Source organism: Geothrix sp. (genome assembly GCF_020622065.1).
GTDB lineage: Bacteria > Acidobacteriota > Holophagae > Holophagales > Holophagaceae > Geothrix.
The window spans coordinates 1,015,324-1,034,600 of sequence record NZ_JAHRYQ010000001.1; the positions used below are offsets into that span (position 1 = coordinate 1,015,324).

General features: G+C 67.8%; 17 protein-coding genes. 9 read left to right on the forward strand and 8 right to left on the reverse strand.

What is annotated here, in order from left to right:
* Window positions 1-56 precede the first annotated feature (56 nt).
* Entirely contained in the window at window positions 57-782 is a 726-nt protein-coding gene (locus QZ647_RS04695; protein ID WP_291271058.1) for a class I SAM-dependent methyltransferase, read from the reverse strand.
* Between the two features lie 105 nt (window positions 783-887).
* Between QZ647_RS04695 and rbfA the strand changes: the two genes are divergently transcribed.
* Together rbfA and truB are read left to right on the forward strand one after the other, a co-directional pair.
* Window positions 888-1,277 carry a 30S ribosome-binding factor RbfA gene (rbfA, locus tag QZ647_RS04700; protein WP_291271059.1) on the forward strand — a complete coding sequence of 130 codons (390 nt, stop codon included), beginning with the start codon at window positions 888-890 and terminating at the stop codon, window positions 1,275-1,277.
* Window positions 1,278-2,174 carry a tRNA pseudouridine(55) synthase TruB gene (truB, locus tag QZ647_RS04705; protein WP_291271060.1) on the forward strand — a complete coding sequence of 299 codons (897 nt, stop codon included), beginning with the start codon at window positions 1,278-1,280 and terminating at the stop codon, window positions 2,172-2,174.
* Window positions 2,175-2,185: 11 nt separating this feature from the next.
* Here truB and QZ647_RS04710 read toward each other — a convergent pair whose 3' ends face one another.
* The 5 genes from QZ647_RS04710 to QZ647_RS04730 all read right to left on the reverse strand — a co-directional run bounded on the left by QZ647_RS04710 (window position 2,186) and on the right by QZ647_RS04730 (window position 7,210).
* Window positions 2,186-2,953 carry a TerC family protein gene (locus QZ647_RS04710; RefSeq protein WP_291271061.1) on the reverse strand — a complete coding sequence of 256 codons (768 nt, stop codon included), beginning with the start codon at window positions 2,951-2,953 and terminating at the stop codon, window positions 2,186-2,188.
* Window positions 2,954-3,045: 92 nt separating this feature from the next.
* On the reverse strand, window positions 3,046-3,309 hold the full coding sequence (locus QZ647_RS04715) for a hypothetical protein (protein WP_291271062.1): 264 nt from the start codon (window positions 3,307-3,309) through the stop codon (window positions 3,046-3,048).
* A gap of 25 nt (window positions 3,310-3,334) precedes the next feature.
* A complete protein-coding gene (locus QZ647_RS04720; protein WP_291271063.1) occupies window positions 3,335-4,765 on the reverse strand; it encodes a 2-oxoacid:acceptor oxidoreductase family protein in 1,431 nt (476 codons plus the stop codon).
* On the reverse strand, window positions 4,762-6,162 hold the full coding sequence (gene vorB / locus QZ647_RS04725; RefSeq protein WP_291271064.1) for a 3-methyl-2-oxobutanoate dehydrogenase subunit VorB: 1,401 nt from the start codon (window positions 6,160-6,162) through the stop codon (window positions 4,762-4,764). Before vorB ends, QZ647_RS04720 begins: the two co-directional genes overlap by 4 nt.
* A gap of 169 nt (window positions 6,163-6,331) precedes the next feature.
* Window positions 6,332-7,210, reverse strand: coding sequence for an NAD(+)/NADH kinase (locus tag QZ647_RS04730; protein ID WP_291271065.1), 879 nt, complete (start codon window positions 7,208-7,210; stop codon window positions 6,332-6,334).
* Between QZ647_RS04730 and QZ647_RS04735 the strand changes: the two genes are divergently transcribed.
* On the forward strand, window positions 7,209-9,719 hold the full coding sequence (locus QZ647_RS04735) for a PBP1A family penicillin-binding protein (protein WP_291271066.1): 2,511 nt from the start codon (window positions 7,209-7,211) through the stop codon (window positions 9,717-9,719). The two genes, QZ647_RS04730 and QZ647_RS04735, sit on opposite strands and share 2 nt — an antisense overlap.
* Window positions 9,720-9,785: 66 nt before the next feature.
* Window positions 9,786-11,111 (forward strand): hypothetical protein, encoded by a 1,326-nt coding sequence (locus tag QZ647_RS04740; RefSeq protein WP_291271067.1) that lies wholly within the window; start codon window positions 9,786-9,788, stop codon window positions 11,109-11,111.
* Window positions 11,112-11,141: 30 nt separating this feature from the next.
* On the opposite strand, the gene QZ647_RS04745 is transcribed toward QZ647_RS04740, so the two are convergent.
* Window positions 11,142-12,743 (reverse strand): DEAD/DEAH box helicase, encoded by a 1,602-nt coding sequence (locus QZ647_RS04745; RefSeq protein WP_291271923.1) that lies wholly within the window; start codon window positions 12,741-12,743, stop codon window positions 11,142-11,144.
* A gap of 156 nt (window positions 12,744-12,899) precedes the next feature.
* Here QZ647_RS04745 and QZ647_RS04750 point away from each other — a divergent pair, with 156 nt between their 5' ends.
* From QZ647_RS04750 to dusB, 5 genes are all read left to right on the forward strand, one after another.
* Entirely contained in the window at window positions 12,900-13,958 is a 1,059-nt protein-coding gene (locus QZ647_RS04750; protein ID WP_291271068.1) for an acyl-CoA thioesterase, read from the forward strand.
* A 9-nt stretch (window positions 13,959-13,967) separates the two neighbouring features.
* Window positions 13,968-14,441, forward strand: coding sequence for a histidine phosphatase family protein (locus tag QZ647_RS04755; protein WP_291271069.1), 474 nt, complete (start codon window positions 13,968-13,970; stop codon window positions 14,439-14,441).
* Entirely contained in the window at window positions 14,441-15,274 is an 834-nt protein-coding gene (locus QZ647_RS04760; protein ID WP_291271070.1) for an alpha/beta fold hydrolase, read from the forward strand. Before QZ647_RS04755 ends, QZ647_RS04760 begins: the two co-directional genes overlap by 1 nt.
* A gap of 97 nt (window positions 15,275-15,371) precedes the next feature.
* On the forward strand, window positions 15,372-16,634 hold the full coding sequence (gene rho / locus QZ647_RS04765; protein ID WP_291271924.1) for a transcription termination factor Rho: 1,263 nt from the start codon (window positions 15,372-15,374) through the stop codon (window positions 16,632-16,634).
* A 164-nt stretch (window positions 16,635-16,798) separates the two neighbouring features.
* Complete coding sequence (gene dusB, locus QZ647_RS04770) at window positions 16,799-17,782, forward strand: tRNA dihydrouridine synthase DusB (RefSeq protein ID WP_291271071.1); 984 nt, start codon at window positions 16,799-16,801, stop codon at window positions 17,780-17,782.
* 14 nt (window positions 17,783-17,796) lie between these two features.
* Here the strand turns inward: dusB and QZ647_RS04775 are convergent, their stop codons facing one another.
* Window positions 17,797-19,269, reverse strand: a complete 1,473-nt coding sequence (locus QZ647_RS04775; protein ID WP_291271072.1) for a helicase HerA-like domain-containing protein — start codon at window positions 19,267-19,269, stop codon at window positions 17,797-17,799.
* Window positions 19,270-19,277: the final 8 nt, after the last annotated feature.

Consider the following 19,277-nt stretch of genomic DNA (forward strand, 5'->3'; position numbering starts at 1 on the left):
CAAATGGAAAGCTCCATTCTGACGGAGGAGGGGCGGGCAGGCTATGGCGCCTTCCGCTACCGGGCCTTCTCGAGGATTCCGATCCAGCGAGGGCTGTCCTCGGTGAAGGCCTCGCCCGAGTAGGTGCCGCGGACGCTCCGGAGGCGGAGCCCGGCGTGGAGGGCCATGGCCTGGAGGTCCGTGGGGTGGTAGAGGCGGACGCTCTCCATGGCTTGGCGGCGCTCCCCCGTGTCCAGCCGGATGAGCTCCATGTGTTTCACGAGGCGGTCGCCCTCGAGCGCCCGGCGGCTGACGACGCGCACCCCCGCCCGCTCCACCGTGTCCTCGGGCACCAGGGTCCGGGCTACCTGGCCGGCATTCATGTAGTCCATCACCAGTACGCCGCCAGGGTGGAGCAGCTGCCCGAGGCGGAGCATCAGCGCGTGGTTCTCTGAGTCGGAGAAGTAGCCGAAGGGGGTGAACCAGAGGCAGATGCCGGACAGCGCGCCGTCCTTCACGGGCAGGGCCCGCATGTCGCCCCGCAGCAGCCAGGGGCGCAGGTCCACGGGGGCCAGGCCGAGCAGGATCCGGGAGAGGTCCATGCCGAAGCCCAGGGGGTTCGTCCGCCGCAGGATCCCGAGGTGCCTGCCCGCGCCGCAGGCGAGGTCGAGGACGGGCCCCGCGGCCAGCTCCGGGGCCAGGCGCAGGGCCAGTTCCACGGCCTGGCGGGCCTCGTCCGCATCCCGGTGGGCGTAGAGCAGGGCATAGTCCTCGTCAAACCAAGCTTCGAACCATTCGGCCAAGGTGCGCCCTTCGAAAGGCCCAGAGTATCCAAATGGAGCGCGGCAGACCCCATGGGGAAGGAGAAAAATCGCGGTCGGCTACAATGGGGATTGCAAAGGAAAAGCATGCAACGCCCAGAACGCCTTGAAGACCAGGTCCACTTCCTACTGTCGACCCTCATCCAACGCGAACTCCGCGATCCGGAGCTCGGCTTCCTCACCCTCACGGCCGTGCGCCTGACGCCGGACCGCAGCATGGCCCGGGTCTATTTCACGGTCCTGCCCGCGAACGGCGGCGACCAGGAGGCCCAGGATGCGCTCACACGCAAGGCCCTGGGCCGGGCGGCGGGCTTCCTCCGCAGCCAGCTGGCTTCGCGCCTCAAGATGAAGCGGGTGCCCGAGCTGCGTTTCTTCCCGGACGGCACGCTGGAAGAGGGGAACCATCTGGAGTCCCTGCTCGATGAAATCGAGAAGGAGCGGGCCGCGCGGCCTGCCGACCCCGAACCGGAAGCCTGAATGATCGAATCCGGCATCCACCTCGTCCACAAGACCGTGGGCCAGAGCAGTTTTGATGTGATCCGGGGCTTCAAGCGCCGGGCTTTCGAGGCCGGGCAGAAGAAGCTGGCCCTGGGGCACGGCGGTACGCTGGATCCCTTCGCAGACGGCCTGCTGCTGGTGCTGGCGGGCCAGGCCACGCGGCTGATGGAGCTGATGCATCCGCTGCCGAAGACCTATGTCGCCGAAGTGGCCTGGGGCCTGGAAACGGACACCTGCGACCTCCACGGCAAGCCCGCCTCGGAAGCCACCGAAGCCCAGCTCTCACCCGAGGCCCTGGAGGCCGCTCTGGCCCCCTTCCAGGGCTGGACCGACCAGGTGCCCCCCGCCACCAGCGCCAAGAAGATCGACGGGGAGGCGGCCTACCGGAAGGCCCATCGCGGCGAGACGGTGGTGATGAAACCCTGCCGCGTCTTTCTGCTGTCCGCCCGCTGGACCGCCCACGACCTGCCGCGGGCCAGCACCCTCGAAATCACCTGCCGTGGCGGTTTCTATGTGCGGAGCCTGGCCCGGGATCTGGGCCGCACGCTGGGTTGCGGCGCGCACCTGACGGCCCTGCATCGCACCGCCATCGGCCCCTGGACCGATCCCGGCTCGGATCAGGAGCGGCTCATCTCCGGCGCCGACCTGCTGCCCTGGTGCCCCTCCCGTCTGCTGACGGATGAGGAGGCGGAGCATCTGAGCCATGGTCGCGCCATTCCCGTGGGCGAATCGGTTCCCCCCACCTGGGCCCTGCCCGAAGGCTTTCCAGATCCAGGAGCACCGTTGCGGGCCCTGCATGAGGGGCGCCTCGTCGCCCTGCTCAAGCCCACCGAAGATGGCCTGCGCACCTTCGCCAACCTGCGGGGCGGGCTCTAGGATTCCCGGCTTCAGGGGCGCTGGTCTGGGGCTTTCCCGGGCTCTTCGGTCCACTCTGAGTGCAGATGGACGGGTTTCGCCTTGACCCTCAGCCGCAGGTTCAACATCTCCACCAGCAGTGAGAAGGCCATCGCGAAGTAGATGTAGCCTTTGGGGATGTGCATTCCGGTGCCCTCCCCCACGAGCGTGGTGCCGATGAGGAGCAGGAAGCTGAGGGCGAGGATCTTCAGCGTCGGGTGCGTCTCGACGAAATCGCCGATGGGCTTGGCGGCCAGCATCATCACGCCGACGGAGATGACGACCGCGGTGACCATCACCGCGAGGTCCTGGGCCATGCCGACCGCGGTGATCACCGAGTCGAGGGAGAAGACGATGTCGAGCAGCATGATCTGGATCAGGACCCCCGAGAACGAGGGGGCGACCTTCTTCACAGAGGCGCCTTCGATGCCCTCGAGCTTGTGGTGGATCTCGTGCGTCGCCTTGGCGATCAGGAAGAGCCCGCCGCCGAGCAGGATGAGATCCCGCCCTGAAAACCCGCGCCCCAGAATCTGGAACAGCGGATTCGTGAGCTTCACGATCCAGGCGATGGACATGAGCAGCACGATGCGCATGCCCATGGCGAGCAGCAAGCCGGTCTGCCGCGCCTTGGCCTGTTTCTCCGCAGGGAGCTTCCCCGCCAGGATCGAGATGAAGATGATGTTGTCGATGCCCAGGACGATCTCAAGGACCGTCAAAGTCAAAAGGGCAATCCAGGCCTCGGGACTGGTCATCCAGCTCATGGGGGGGCATCTCCGGGAGTCGGCGGCAAACCGAAAACTCCCATCCTAGCCCGATGGTCTTCCCCTCGGCATCGCGGGAATGGGCAGGCCGCCTAATCCTGGGCGGGCACCCTCGCCGCGAGGTCGTCGAGGACCTTCAGCATGTGCTGGCACTCTTCACAGCTGGTGTGGGGCGTGCCGCAGGGGAAGCCGTCGCTCTGCATGCCGAGGCAGCGGGGCTGCTGGATGAAGCGCACCAGTTCGCCCATGAGGCCGGAGACCTTCGTGCGGAGCGGGCTGTCCGGGATCTCCCGGAGGGCCATGACGAGCTTCCATTCCTCGGTGCTGAGGGTGGTCTGGATGGCGGTATCCGTCATGGCTGCCTCCGGGGGAGATGCCGAACTACTTGTCGAGGGCTTCCACAGACTTGATGCCCCAGGCGAACGCTTCTTCGTTGAGGGGGATCAGGGCGCACTTGTCCTTCAGGGCCACACGGATGGCGGTGAGGAGGGTGTCCTTGGGGAAGATGCCCGTGGCGGCCTGCAGGGCACCCAGCGCCACGATGTTCTTCACCACGGCCTTGCCCAGATCGGTGGCGATGCCCGTGAAGGGCACGGGGAAGACCTTGATGCTGGGATCCAGCACGGGGGCTTCCGTGACCACGGAGCTGTCGTAGATCACGAAGCCGCCCTTGCGGACCGTGGGGCCGAACTTGACGAGGCTGGGCGTGTTGAAGGCGATGAGCACCTGGGGATCGGGGGATCCGGGGTTCAGCACCTCGTCCTTGGCCACATGCACATCGGCGTAGGAAGTGCCGCCGCGGCTTTCGGGGCCATAGCTGGGGATGTGGGTGGCGTCGAAGCCCTCGCTGATGGCGGCGCGGGCGATGAGCATGGCTGCGGTCTGGGCACCGTCGCCGCCGGATCCCGCCAGCTTCAGCGAGATGTCTTGGGCGTCGAGGTGGGTGGGGAAGCCCTTGCAGAAGCGATCGGAGTGCTCAGAGGTGGCGCCGGCCAGGCTGAGGAGCTTCTCGCCCTTGAAGCAGGGCGGGTTGCGCTTGAACCAGGGCTCGACGGTGATGTCCTTCTTCACACCGAGGGGATAGACGGGCTCCATGCACTCCTTGACCCACTTGGCGGTGGCTTCGGGGTCCATCTTCAGGTGGGTGGGGCACTCGGCCAGCACCTCGATGAAGGAATAGCCGCGGCCCTCCACCTGGAGCTTGATGGCCTTCTGGATGGCCTTCTTGGCCTTGATGCGCTGCTTGGCGTCGAAGAGCGCGACGCGCTCCACATACACGGGGCCGTCGAGGCCCGCGATGATCTCGGCCATCTTCATGGGCTGGCCATTGTATTCGTTGCGGCCCGCGGGGCTGGTGGAGCTGGACTGGCCCATCAGGGTGGTGGGGGCCATCTGGCCGCCGGTCATGCCGTAGATGGCGTTGTTGATGAAGATGACGGTGATGGGGGCGCCGAGCTGGGCGGTGGCGATGGTCTCGGCCAGGCCAATGGAGGCCAGATCGCCGTCACCCTGGTAGCTGATGACCACGCTCTCGGGGTTGGCGAACTTGTGGCCGAGGGCGACCACGGGGGCGCGGCCGTGGGCGGCCTGGCTGTTGCCCACATCGAAGTAGTAGTAGAGGAACACGGAGCAGCCCACGGGGCTGATGGCCACCGTGCGGTCCTGGATGCCGAGCTCGTCGATGGCCTCGGCCAGGTACTTGTGGGCCAACCCGTGGCCACAACCGGGGCAGTAGTGGGTGGCGTGGCCCTTCAGGCCCTCGCCGTGGGAGTGGCGCTCGAACTTGTCGTAGAAGACGCTGGCCTTGCTCATGCGAGCACCTCCTTCTGACCCAGGACCCGGGTCATGATCTCGCTCTGCTGGGGCAGGATGCCGCCCATGCGGCGGACCGATTCGATCTCGGGGAACTGGCGGACGCCGGCCTTGCTGAGGGCGAGGCGCACCTCGTCCTCCAGCTGCCCGGCGCTGGCCTCGACCACCACGATGCGCTGGGCGCCGTGGATGGCCTTCTTCAGCTCTTCCACGGGGAAGGGCCAGAGGGTGATGGGCCGGAAGAGGCCGGCCTTGACGCCCTGGTTGCGCAGGTCCTGCACGGCGCCCTTGGCCGTGCGGGCCGGCGTGTTGCAGGCGATGAGGATCACCTCGGCGTCGTCACACAGGAAGGACTCGGAGCGGGCCTCGACCTTCATGGCCTCGTATTTGGCATTGAGATGCACATTGTGCGCCTCGAGGTCGGTTTCCGTGAGGAAGATCGATGTGATGACATTCCGGCGGTGCATGGCATCGCCGTAGACCGCCCACTTCGGAATGCCGGGCTTGATCATGGTTTCGGGCAGCTGCACCTTGCCCGTCATCTGGCCCAGGTAGCCGTCGCCCAGCAGGATCACGGGGTTGCGGTATTTGAAGCTCAATTCGAAGGCCAGCATGGTGAGGTCGAGCATCTCCTGGGGCGTGGCGGGGGCCAGGGTGATGGCGTGCGTGTTCCCGTGACCCAGGCCGTGGCAGGCCAGCTTGATGTCGGACTGCTCGGGGGCGATGTTGCCCAGGCCCGGTCCGCCGCGCATGACATCCACGAAAACGCCCGGCAGCTCGGCGCCGATCATGTAGGACACGCCTTCCAGCATCAGGCTGAAGCCCGGCGAGGAGGTGAAGGTCATGGTGGGCAGCCCCGCGCCGGCGGTGCCGTACATCATGTTCACCGTGGCCACTTCGCTGACGGCCTGGATGAAGGTGCCGTCGAGCTTGGGCAGGAACTTCGCCATCAGCTCGGCGCCCTCGGTGGAGGGGGTGATGGGGTAGCCGTAGACATGGCGGCAACCGGCCAGCAGGGCTCCCAGGGCCGACGCATAGGTGCCCTTGATGACCAGGGGCTCCGTGCGGGGCAGGGGCAGGACTTCGGAGGGCAGGTCGATGGGCTCGGGCGCATCGCTGGGCTTCACGCCGAAGAGCTTGGCGGGATCCTCCAGCTCGAAGTCCTGGATCTCGCCCTCATGGGCGGGGCGCAGACCGTAGGGCTCGGGGCAGGCGTCCATGCACAGACCGCAGGCGTTGCAGTTGGCCAGGTCCAGCTCCACGGGCACCAGGCCCGTCAGGGGATTGATCTGGTCGCTCAGCGTGATGCAGTCCTTGGCGCAGGCGTCGAGACACCGGCCGCAGCCCTTGCAATACTCCGGCAGCAGAAAGGGTTTGGGTCGTTCTTTGAGAGCCATGGAAACTCCATGCAGGGACGCAGGTCCTACTTGGGGGAAGTGTCAGGCCCCCTCCATGTGCGCGTGGTCACAAGCGGGCAGGATCGCAGACCGCCGCCGACCAAAAGGTCGGGAATGGGCCCCGGGGTGGGCGGTCTGCGTGGGACAGACCGGAAAGCAGGCTGGAGTCCTACCGATCGCCCCAGTGCAGCTTCTGCTGGAGCAGGGCGAAGAAATCGAGGCCGGGCTGCTGGAGCAGGGTGATCCTGGCCTCGGCCTGGCGCAGGCGCACCTGGTCGCCGGGCAGCAGCTTGAGGCCCACTTGGCCATCCAGGGTGAGGTGGGCGTCCTCGGCCTCTTCGAGGGTGATCGAGATGGGGCGGTCGGCGGGCACCACCGAGGGACGCAGGGTCAGGGTGTGCGGGCAGATGGGGGCGATGACGAAGGCCTCGAGGCTGGGATGGAGGATGGGGCCGCCGGCAGACAGGGCGTAGGCCGTGGAGCCCGTGGGCGTGGCCACGATGAGCCCGTCAGCCTTGATGGGTCCGGCGTCCTGCGCGCCCACCCGCAGGTGCATGTCCATGATGCGGGCGAGGGCGCCCTTGGCCACCACGGCGTCGTTCAGCACGGTGTGGCGCGCCAGCAGCTCGTCCCCCCGCCACAGCTCGGCTTCGAGCATGGGCCGCACATCGGGCAGGAGCGAACCGGCGAGGAAGGCCCCGACGGCCGCGCGGGCCCCCTCGACGGGGTGGGCCGTGAGGAAACCCAGGGAGCCCAGGTTGATGCCCAGGATCGGGGTGCCCCGCAGGCCCACGCGGCGGGCCGCATGGAGCAGCGTGCCGTCGCCGCCGAGCACGAGGCAGAGGGCCGCGGGCGGCTGGGCGGCGCCCAGTTCTTCATCCAGGACGAGCCGCGCCGGGTCCAGTCCCGCCAGGGCCCAGGGCTCGGCCAGGGCCCGCTCGCCAGTCACGGTCCAGCCCCGCTCCAGGAAGGGAGGCAGCGCTGCGCGCAGGGTGGACCCCAGGTGCGGGGATTTGACCTTGGCCACGAGGATCAGTCGCTGGGGCATGGCATCACTCTACCGCTATCCTTGGGGCATGGCTTCCGCGTCGGCGACCTCCTCCATCCTCTCCCGCCACTGGCTGCGCCGGGCCCTCGTGGCCATGGCCGCCGTCATCGCCGTGGGCGCCGCGGCCTTCGCGGTGTCCTGGTCCGTGCTGTCCCGCGATGCCGACAGCTTCCTCACGCTGTTCGCCCTGCGGGTGCCCAAGACCATCACCAAGGTGCTGGACCAGAATGGCAATGTCATCGGCATCTTCGCCGAGGAGCACCGCGTGGTGATCCCCTACGGGGACATTCCCAAGGCCTTCGTCAACGCCGTGGTGGCCACGGAGGATGCCGACTTCTGGGGGCACAGCGGCGTCTCCGGGCGGGGCATCGCCCGCGCCGGCTGGAATTTCGTCGCCAGTTTCGGCCGCCGCCGCGAGGGCGGCTCGACCCTCACCATGCAGCTCATCCGCACCGTGACGGCCAAGCGGCAGAAGCGCCTGGACCGCAAGCTCAAGGAGATCATCCTCGCCCGCAAGCTGGAGAAGGCCTACTCCAAGAAGCAGATCATGGAGATGTACGCCAACGAGGTGTGGTTCGGCGGCACCCGGTACGGCATCGAAGTGGCCGCCCAGTTCTACTTCGGGAAGAGCGCCCCGCAGCTGAATGTGGAGGAGTGCATCCTCCTGGCCGGCATCATCAACAACCCCGCCTACTACAACCCCTACTCCAACGACCCGGCGATCCGCCGGCTGGTGCGGAGCCGGCGGGACCATGTGGTCATCCGCATGGCCAAGGAAGGCTACCTGAAGCCCCAGGAGGCCAGCCTGCTCCTGGAGCGGCCCATCCGTCTCGCCCGGGAGAATGCCCACGAAGAAGCCGTGGCCCCCTACGCGGTCGAAGAAGTCCGCAAGTACCTCTACGAGAAATACGGCCGCGAGCAGGTGCTGAACGGCGGCCTGGAGGTCACCACCACGCTGGACAGCTTCTGGCAGGAATCGGCCAATGATGCGGTGCGGGCCGGCGTCAAGGCCGTGGACCGCCGCCGGGGTTTCCGCAAGGAGGGGGTGCAGTTCGTCACGGACCCCGAGACCACGCAGCTGAACGGTTGGAAGCGCTACCTCGAGCCGGGCGACGGTGTCCGGGGCGTCATCCTCGGCTGGAAGGGCGGCAAGGCGCAGGTGCGCATCGGCAAGGTCACCCTTGAGGTGCCCGACACCGCCTTCGCCTGGGCCGGCAAGGATCTCCAGAAGCTGCTGCCCCGGGGGGCCGCACCGCTCTTCACGGTGAAGACCGCCGAGGATGGGACGCCGAAGACGCTGGAACTCGACCAGGACCCCTCGGTGGAAGGCTCCCTCCTGGCGGTGGATCCCAAGACCGGCGAGATCCGCGCCATGGTGGGCGGCTATGACTTCAACCGCTCCAAGTTCAACCGCACCACCCAGGCTTTGCGCCAGGTGGGCTCCACCATGAAGGCCTTTGTGTACGGCGCCGCCTTCACGGCCGGAAAGACCCCCGCCACCATGGTCCAGGATGTGCCCACGCGGTTCCTCGACACCGTGGACTTCCTCACGGTCACGAACCCCGATGGCACCTCGGAGTTCAAGCCCCTGCGTTCCAATGTGAAGCCCTACGAGCCCAAGAACTACGAGCGCGATTTCTGGGGGCCCATCCCCATCTGGGAAGCCCTGCGCGATTCGCGCAATGTGCCTGCGGTCCGCACGCTGGATGATGTCGGCGTCCTGAATGTCATCGACTTCGCGCGGAAGTGCGGCATTACCGGCACCATCCCGCCCTATCCCAGCATGGCCCTCGGCTCGGCCGACCTCACACTGAAGGAGATGGTGCGCGGCTACGCCACCATCGCCAACGGCGGGCTGCAATCGCCAGCGCCCTTCCTGATCAAGAAGGTGGTGGACCGCAACGGCCGCGTGCTGGAGAGCCACGGCGGCAGCGCCACGGAGCAGGTGCTGGATCCCCAGAGCACCTTCCAGCTCATCCAGTGCCTGCAGGGCGTGGCCACCAGCGGCACCGGCGCCCGCAGCAACGAGGTGGGCTGGCCCGTGGCGGGCAAGACCGGGACCACTGACGATCACACCGACGGCTGGTTCATCGGCTTCTCCACCCGCGTGGTGTGCGGCGTGTGGGTGGGACTGGACGAGAAGAAAACCATCTTCCGCGGGGCCGACGGTGCCAAGGTGGCCCTGCCCATCTGGATCGACTTCATGAAGGCGGCCCTCCCCACCACTCCGCGGGAGGAATTCCAGGCGCCGGAGGGCATGGAGTGGGCCGATGTGGACCGCTACACCGGCCTATTGGCGACCTCTGCCACCTCCGACCGGGTGCTGCACCTGGCCTTCAAGCCCGGCACGGCGCCCCGGTCCGGCAGTGATGCCGAGGCCATCCAGAAGGTGCGGGAGGCCCGCGACAAGGCCAACGGACAGCCGACGGAGGTCCGCATCTGGGGCCGCCCCAAGCCCGTGGAGGAACCCAAGCCCGTGGACCTGGGCGCCAGCGATCCGAACGCCTAGCCTCCTCGCCACCTTGTGACGGGGGCTACGGCCCGGGTTTGCGATGCTGGAGGGCTGGAGCGCCCCGTGTCCCTGGCCCGAGCCCTGTCCATCCTCTGCCTCAGTGCCGGTACGCTCCTGGCCCAGGAACCGCCCTCCGGGGTGGAGGTCGGATTCCAGGAGCGCGTGCGCTCGGAATCCTGGGACAACCTGACCGACCACCGGACGGCCACGCCGGATGATCGGATCCAGTACCGTTTCCGGACGAGGTTCTGGGTGGGGGTGCCCCTCGGCCGGGACTTCACCTTCGCGGCGGGGCTGGTGAATGAGAACCGGAAGCTGGTCCGCCCGGATCAGGCAGTCCATGGCCGTGAAGTGGTCTTCGAGACCTTCTACCTGGACTGGCACCCGGGCTCGGCCTGGTCGCTGCGGGCGGGGCGCCAGACCCTCATGCGGGGCGATGGGTTCGTGCTCTGGGACGGTGGGGCCCTGGATGGAAGCCGCGCGGCCTATGTCAATGCACTGGACCTCGCCTGGACCTCGGGAGGCTTGAAGGTCGAGCTGCTCGCCATTTCGGATCCGTTCAAGGACCGCTACCTGCCGCGCCTGAACGAATCCGGCAATCCGAAGGAACGCCAGCTGCTGAACGAGCGGGACGAGGCCGCCCTCGGGATCTACGCGACCTGGCGAAAGGTGGGCCGGGATCTCCAGGCCTACGCCTTCCACAAGACCGAGCGCCGCGATGTCCGCGCCCTGGCGGATCCCCTCTTCACACCGGATCGCCGGGTCGAGACGCTGGGGGCGCGGCTATCCGAACCCCTGGCCCGGGGTCTGACGGCGACCGCCGAAGGGGCGCTCCAGTCCGGGCGGCAGGAGGGTCGGCCCGGCACCCTGGAACCGTCTTCCACCATCCGGGCCTGGGGGGCCCAGGCGAAGGTCACGCGCACCTTCGAGCATCCCCTGCGCCCCGAAGTGACCCTGGGCTGGGTGGGGCTTTCCGGGGACGATCCTGCCACGCCCACCCGCGAGGGCTGGGATCCGCTCTTCAGCCGCTGGCCGAAGTGGAGCGAGCTTTATGTCTACAGCCAGGTCCTGGAAGCAGGCGTGGCCAGTTGGTCGAACCTGCGGATGTGGGAGGCCACGGTGCAGGTCCGGCCCCACGCTCGCCTGGGACTGAGGGTCAGCGCCTTCTGGCTCCGGGCCTTCGAGCCCGCCACGGCCAGGGGGGCTATCTTCGCGCCGGGCATGGGCCGGGGGCGGCTCCTCGAAGCGCGGGCGGACCTCACGCTGACGGATCGCTGGCAGGGCCACCTGCTCTGGGAGCGGCTGGATCCGGGCACCTTCTATACGGGACGGGACGCTGGCCACTTCTTCCGGGTAGAGGCGGTCTATACGCTGACCCGACGCCGCTGAGCGGCGCCGGGTTCATTCGTTGGAATCAGCTCAGCCCTTCTTCTTCCAGGTCTTCGCGGGAGCTGTCTTCCAGGGGCGAGGCGCGTCCTTGGTGGCGGGGCGGTCCTCCCAGGTCTTGCGCGGGCCCGAGGGGGCATCAGCCTTCGGCTTCACATAGGGACGGGGCTTGTCCTCGAAGTCGCGCCGGGGCTTGAAGCTGCCATCGGGGCGGGTCTTGGAGAAGGCGGAATCGGGGCGCTCGGTGCCGCGCGCCGCCGCGCGTTCGGCATAGGTGCGCTGGGGGCGGGGGCCGCCCTCCTTGCGCTCGCGGGCCGAGTCGAAGCGGGGCTTGGCCTTGCGCTCGGGCTCATTGGGCAGGTCGAAACCGGCGGACTGTTCGGACTGGACCAGGCCCAGCAGGCCCGCCACCAAACGAACGGGATCGGCGTCCTTCAGCAGCTGGGCGGCCTGGCTGAGCAGGGCCGCGCTGGCGGCACCCTGGATGCCCTCCAGGAGCTTGGCCGTCTGGGCCTCGCGGATCTCCGCGGGCGTGGGCACGGCGCGCCAGTCGAGCTTGAGTCCGCCCCGGCGGCCCCAGGCCAGCAGGATGCGGCTCTCCTTCCAGCCCACCAGGGCCAGGCTGGTGCCCTTGGCGCCGGCGCGACCTGTGCGGCCGCTGCGGTGAATATAGTTCTCGAGCTGGGTGGGGATGCCCACATGGACCACCAGGGGGAGGCCCTCGATGTCCAGGCCGCGGGCGGCGACATCGGTGGCCACCAGGTAGCGCAGCTTGCCGTCCTTGAACTGCCCCAGGATGCGGGTGCGGGTGGCCTGGGCCAGATCGCCGTGCAGGAAAGCCGCAGGCAGGCCCGAAACCGTCAGCTCCTCGGCGACTTCCTCAGTCTGGGCCTTGGTCTTGGTGAAGATCAGCGCGGAGCTGGGCTGATCGCGGAGCAGGAGGTTCACCAGCGCCCGCACCTGCTGGTGATCGGGCACCAGCACGGGCGTGTGGGCGATGTCGGCATGGACGGCGGACTCGCCCGCCTCGGCCAGCTGGATCTGCACGGGATCCTTGAGGAACCGCTTCGCCAGCTTGGCGATGGGGACGGGCAGGGTGGCCGAGAACAGGTAGGTCTGCGGGCCGGCGGGCACCTTGGCGAGGATGGTCTCCACATCCTCGAGGAAGCCCATGTTCAGCATCTCGTCGCACTCGTCGAGGACGATCATGCTCACGCGGCTCAGGTCCAGGGTGCCGCGGTCCAGGTGATCCTTCACCCGGCCCGGCGTGCCCACGACCACGGGCGAACCCATCTGCAGGGCCCGGAGCTGGGGCGGGTAGGCCACGCCGCCGACGAGGTTGGCGATGGGCAGCTTGGGCACGAGGGTGTGCAGCTCGGCGCCCACCTGCTGCGCCAGCTCGCGTGTGGGCGCGAGGATGAGGGCCTGGGTGTGGCGCTCGTCCGACAGGCGCTGCAGCAGGGGCAGGCCGAAGGCCAGGGTCTTGCCGGAGCCGGTGCGGCTCTGCACCAGCAGGTCGCGGCCTTCGAGCCCCGGCTTGATGGTCTGGGCTTGGACGGGCATGGGGGTCTCGAAACCGCGCTTGGCCAGGGCGGCCAACAGGGCTTCGCTGCAGCCGAGGGCCGCAAAAGTCATCTCACTCACTGGTATCTCCCGGGGCTATCCCTGCGAGTGTGCCGAGGTGGCAGTCTCTATTGGCGAACAGCGCCAGCCGGGAGGGGCCCAAACAATTAGTGTCGCACGAAACCCCTTGAAATCCCAGGAGAAATCCCGGATCAGGCATACTGATTCATGGCCCTCCCCGACGATCGCGTCCTCACACTTCCCCTCGGTTCCGATCCCTCCCTCCGGCGGCGCTTCATGCTGCTCGATGAGGATCTCCCGGCCAATGTGCGCTTCGGCCTGATCCTGGAGGTCCTCGACAAGCTGGCGGAGGAATGCGCCCTCGACTATGTGCGCCGCGCCCACCCCCAGGCGCGGGTGGTGACGGCCGCCATCGACAACATCTATGTGCGCAGCGCCGCGGATGTGAATCGCGACCTGGTGTTCCGGGCCCGGGTCAATTTCGTGGGACGCACGAGCCTGGAGGTGGGCATCCGCGTCGAACATGCCGCCGGTGCGGATGGCAGCCCTCCGGCGCACATCGCCTCCTGCTATTTCACGATGGTGGCCCGGAGCACCACGGGCGCGGGTGCCGAGAGCCTCATCCTGCCCACCTTCGAATCGAGCGATGCCTTGGCGGTGCGGCGCTGGGAGCGGGCCATCGCCCGGCGCGAGGGCTACCGCCAGCAGCTGCATCAGGCCCAGGAGCCGCCGAGCCGGGAGGAATACTCCCTGCTGATGGCCCTGCATGCGGCCCAGGACAAGCCCGGGTTCCAGGGCCTGATGGCGGGCGATTGCGTGACCAGCGGGTGGGAGCGCACCTATCCCGAGCACGAGAATGTGCCCACCAAGATCTTCGGCGGACACCTGATCCGGCAGGCCTTCGAACAGTCGGCCATCTGCGCCGAACAGGTGGCCCCCCACCGCCCGGTGATCGTGGCCGTGAACCGCATCAACTTCGTGCAGCCCGTACGCATGGGCGACAAGCTGCAGTTCCTGAGCCGGGCCGTCTACTCGGGGAGCACCAGTGTCTGCGTGGAGACCGACATCATCCGGGTGAGCCGGGACCGCACCCAGACGAACCTGTCCAACAGCTGCATCTTCACCTTCGCGAATGTGGACGATGAGTTGCGGCCCCAGCCGGTGCCGCCGATCTATCCCACCACCTACGCCGAGGACGCCCGCTATCTCGCGGCCCATCGCCGGCATGCCACCCGACTGGCCTGGAAGGCGTCACGAAAGCGGTAAGATCGCGGGATGGCCACACTCCTGCTCATCCGTCATGGCATCGCCGAAGATCCGCGCCCCGGTCTGCGCGATGCGGACCGCGCCCTGACCGAGGAGGGCTGGCGGAAGACCCGGGCGGCGATGCGGGGCCTGGCCGCCTTGGGTCACGCGCCCACCCGCGGATTCAGCAGCCCCTACCGGCGCGCCATGGAAACCATGGCCTGTCTTCAGGAAGCCATCGGAGGCTTCCCCATGGAGACCACCCTCGGGCTGGTGCCGGAGGGGCGCCCGGCCCAGGCAGATCTCTGGCTGCGCGGGCTCGCGGCTGAAGCCCCGGAAGGCGTGCTGGCCCTGGTCAGCCACCAGCCCTTTCTGGGCGAATTGATCTTCCACCTCACGGGCCGGGGCCTCGAGGTGAAGAAGGCCAGCTGCACGGTGATCCGCTGGGAGGCTGGCGCCTGGCGCTTCGAGCGCCAGTACCAGCCCGCGGAGCTGAGGGGCTGATGCGGACTCAACCCACCTTCGCCACGCTGGCTTCAGGCCTGAAGCTCCACTACCGCGTTCAGGGGAACCCGGAGGGGCCCTGGGTGGTGCTGCTCAACGGCCTGCTGTCAGACACCACCATGTGGGCTGGGGTGCTGCCGGGCCTGGCGGACCGCTACCGCATTCTGACCTTCGACAGCCGGGGGCAGGGGAAGTCGGACGCTCCGCTGGAGGGCCCCTATCCCACGGCCCTGTTGGCTCAGGAGGCCTGGGAGCTGTTCGGACTCCTGAAGGTGGAGCGGCCTTGGCTTATGGGGCTGTCGAACGGCAGCGCCATGAGCCTGGAGCTGCTCACGGCACATCCCGAGGCCTTCGCGGGGGCCGTCCTCACCAGCGCCATGTGCCGCTTCGATTTCGCCATGAACCTCAAGGCCGAGCATTGGGCCCGCTGTCTGGAAGTCGGCGGCCCCCTGATGCAGTTCGACGCCGTAGCGCCGTTCCTGTGGGGCGACGGCTTCCTGGAGGCCCGGCACGGCGTCCTCCGGGCCTACCACCAGGTGGTGACGGGCGGTGACAAGCCCATGCACGGCAATCTCCACCAGATCCGGGGGATCCAGGGTTGGGACATCCGGGAGCGGCTGGAGGCCATCCAGGCACCGGTGCTGCTGCTCTGCGGGGCGGAGGACCTGCTGACGCCCCCCTGGAAGTGCCTCGAGACGGCCCGGCGCATTCCGGGCAGCCGATTCGAGGTGGTGCCGGACATCGGACATGCCTACCCTGTAGAGAATCCCAAGAAGTACGCGGCCAGGATTCGGCGTTTCCTGGATAAAGACGATGCCGGGTTTGGCCGATAGGAGAATCTGGCCTACCATACCTTCTTCCCCGAGCCACTCCTGACTCGCCCTGCCCCCGAGGTGACCTATGGCCACCCCTTCTCAGTCTCCGACCGTTCTGAGCTTGCAAGAGCTCAAGGAACTCTCCATCGGCAAGCTTGCCGAGCTGGGGAAAGAGCTGGAGATCGACAGCCCGCTCTCCATGCGCAAGCAGGAGCTGGTGTTCCGGGTACTGCAGGCCCAGGCCGAGCGCGAAGGCCAGTTCTTCGCCGAGGGTGTGCTGGAGGTGCTGCCGGAGGGTTTCGGCTTCCTCCGCAGCCCTGACGCGAACTATCTCGCCGGGCCCGAGGACATCTACATCTCCCCCAGCCAGATCCGGAAGTTCAACCTCCGCACGGGCGACACCCTGTCCGGCATGATCCGCGCCCCCAAGGAAGGCGAGAAATTCTTCGCCATGCTGCGGGTGGATGCGGTGAACTTCGATCCCCCGATGACGGCGAAGGATCGCCTCCACTTCGACGACCTGGTGCCCCTCTACCCCAAGCATCACCTGCGCATGGAGCGGGACGCCCAGGAGCTGAGCACCCGCGTCATGGACCTGATGACGCCCCTCGGCAAGGGGCAGCGTGCCCTGATCGTGGCGCCGCCCCGCACGGGCAAGACAGTGCTGCTGCAGAACATCGCCAATTCCATCACCGCCAACCACCCCGAAGTCTTCCTCATCGTCCTGCTCATCGACGAGCGGCCTGAGGAAGTCACCGACATGGAGCGCAGCGTCAAGGGCGAGGTGGTCTCCAGCACCTTCGACGAGCCCGCCACCCGCCATGTCCAGGTGGCCGAAATGGTCATCGAGAAGGCCAAGCGCCTGGTGGAGCACAAGAAGGATGTGGTGATCCTGCTGGATTCCATCACCCGATTGGCCCGCGCCTACAACACCGTGGTTCCGCCCAGCGGCAAGGTGCTCTCGGGCGGCGTGGACAGCAACGCACTCCAGCGGCCCAAGCGCTTCTTCGGGGCCGCGCGCAACATCGAGGGCGGGGGCTCGCTCACCATCGTGGCCACGGCCCTCATCGAGACCGGCAGCCGCATGGACGATGTGATCTTCGAGGAGTTCAAGGGCACGGGCAACAGCGAGATCGTGCTGGACCGCAAGCTCAGCGACAAGCGCATCTTCCCGGCCATGGACATCCAGAAGTCCGGCACCCGCAAGGAAGACCTGCTCATCGAGCCCGCCAAGCTGGCCAAGATCTGGGTGCTCCGCAAGGTCCTCAGCGCCAGCGGCCCCAGCGAGAGCATGGAACTGCTGGTGGATCGGTTGGGCAAGAGCAAGACCAACGACGAGTTCCTGGCGAACCTCCAGGAGCCGCCCCCGCGGCGGTAATGCCCTCAAGCCGATTACCGGCGCAGAGGATGCGGAGGGGACCCTCAACCGCAATCCTCCGTTCCTCACCGCTCTCTGCGGTTAGCGCCCCTGTCATTCCAAAATCCAGAGACGGGTCAAGCGGCGCACCGGGTTAAACTGGAAGGTCATTTGAAAGCATTCCATTGACCTTTCCCCATGCCCCCTTCCAGATCCGCGATGTCCAGGTTCCCAACCGCCTGGTCATGGCGCCGCTGCATGAGATCACCGACCAGCCCTTCCGCAAGTTCATCCGGGAGATCGGCGGCGTCGGTCTGGTGGTGTCGGAGATGATCAGCAGCGAGGCGCTGATCCGGCACGCGGTGAAGGCGGAGAAGATGATGGCGGCCACGGGCGAGCGGCCGCTGTCCATGCAGATCTCCGGGGGGCGCCCCGAGGCCCTGGCGGAAGGCGCGGCGCTGTGCGAGGCCGCGGGTGCGGATCTGGTGGACCTCAACATGGGCTGCCCGGCCAGCAATGTCACCAAGGGCGGCGCGGGCTCTGCCCTCCTGCGCGACATCCGCCTGGCGGAGCGGTGCGTCACGGGCATGGTGAAGGCCGTGAAGATCCCTGTGACGGTGAAGATGCGCGCGGGCTGGGACGCCTCACAGAAGGATCGCGGCGAGTTCCTGGATTTCCTGCGGATGTTCGAGGCGGCCGGCGTGCAGGCCCTGGCCATCCACCCCCGCACCCGGGCCCAGCAGTACGAGGGGCACGCGGACTGGAGCATCATCGCCCGGGCCGTGGAGGCGGGCACCTCGTACCCCATCATCGGCAACGGGGATGTGAACGCCGCCGCGGATGCCTACCGCATGGTGGCGGAGACTGGCTGCGCCGCGGTGATGATCGGCCGCGGGGCTCTCTACAATCCCTTCCTCTTCCGGCAGATCCTTGACCCGGAGTTCGTGGTCACCACGGAGATGCGCATCGATGCCACGCTGCGGCTGTTCCAGATCCTGCTGGATCTGCTGGAGCCCCGCGAAGCCCTGCACAAGATCAAGAAGATCGGCGCCTGGTTCACCAAGGGCGTGCCCGGCGGCCATGGCTTCCGCCAGAACCTGCATGCCGCCAGCGATGCCCAGGCCCTCATGGCCGCCATCGACGCCCTGCGGCACCAGGGCGCGGCCTGAGGGCCGACCAGCCCTCAGCGCCGGCGCCCGCCACCACCGAAGATGGAGCCCATGACGCCCCGGATGATCTGGCGGCCGATGGAGCTTCCGGCGGCGCGGATGACGCTCTTGCCGAAGGCCTCGATCATGCTGTCGGAGCGGCGGGCGGGCTCCTTGTTGGCCTTGGCCTCCACCTTCGCCTGGGCCTCGGCGGCTTCCTGCTGCATGGCCTCTTCCGCGCGGGCCTTCAGCTTCTCGAAGGCGCTCTCCCGGTCAATGGCCTGCTCGTAGTGGCCTGCCAGCAAGGAGGTCGTGATGACCTGCCGCCGCTCCTCCGGCGTGATGGGTGAGAGCTGGCTCTGGGGCGGGCAGACGAAGGCACGCTCCACGATTCCCGGACGGCCCTTCTCGTCCAGCAGGGACACCAGGGCCTCGCCCACGGCCAGCTCGGTGATGGCCGTGGCCACATCCAGATCCGGGTTGGCCCGGAAGGTCTCGGCGGCGGCCTTCACGGCCTTCTGGTCCCGGGGGGTGAAGGCCCGGAGGGCATGCTGTACGCGGTTGCCCAGCTGGCCCAGCACCTTCTCGGGGATGTCGAGGGGATTCTGGCTCACGAAGTAGACCCCCACGCCCTTGGAGCGCACCAGGCGCACCACCTGCTCGATCTTGTCCAGCAGGGCATCCGGCGCGTCGTTGAAGAGCAGGTGGGCCTCATCGAAGAAGAAGGCGAGCTTGGGCTTCTCGGGATCGCCCACCTCGGGCAGGCGTTCGAACAGCTCGGACAGCAGCCACAGGAGGAAGGTGGCATAGAGCTTCGGCGCATTGATGAGCTTGTCCGCCGCCAGGATGTTGATGACGCCGCGGCCCTTGGCGTCGGTCTGCAGGAGGTCGTCGAGGTCGAGGGCCGGCTCGCCGAAGAAGGCCTCGGCGCCCTGGCTCTCCAGCTCCAGCAGGCCGCGCTGGATGGCGCCGATGCTGGCGGCGGAGACATTGCCGTACTGGGTCTTGAACTCGGCGGCGTGGTCGCCCACGAACTGGAGCATGCTGCGCAGGTCCTTGAGATCCAGCAGCAGCAGGCCGTTGTCGTCGGCGATCTTGAAGACCATGTTCAGCACACCGCCCTGGGTGTCGTTGAGGTTCAGGAGCCGCGCGAAGAGCAGGGGGCCCATGTCGCTGATGGTGGTGCGCACGGGGTGGCCCTGCTGGCCGTAGAGGTCCCAGAAGGCGACGGGATAGCCCGCGTATTCGAAGCCCTCAAGCTTCAGCTGCTCCACGCGCTCGGCCACCTTCGGGTTGTCTCCGCCGGGCTTGCAGAGGCCGGGCAGGTCGCCCTTCACATCCGCCAGGAAGACCGGCACGCCGATGGCTGAGAACCGCTCGGCCATGGTGCGCAGCGTCACGGTCTTGCCCGTGCCGGTGGCGCCGGCCACGAGCCCGTGGCGGTTGGCCATGCGGGGCAGCAGGACGAGGTCGGAGGCGGCTTTGGCGATCACCAGCGGCTGGGGCATGGAAACCT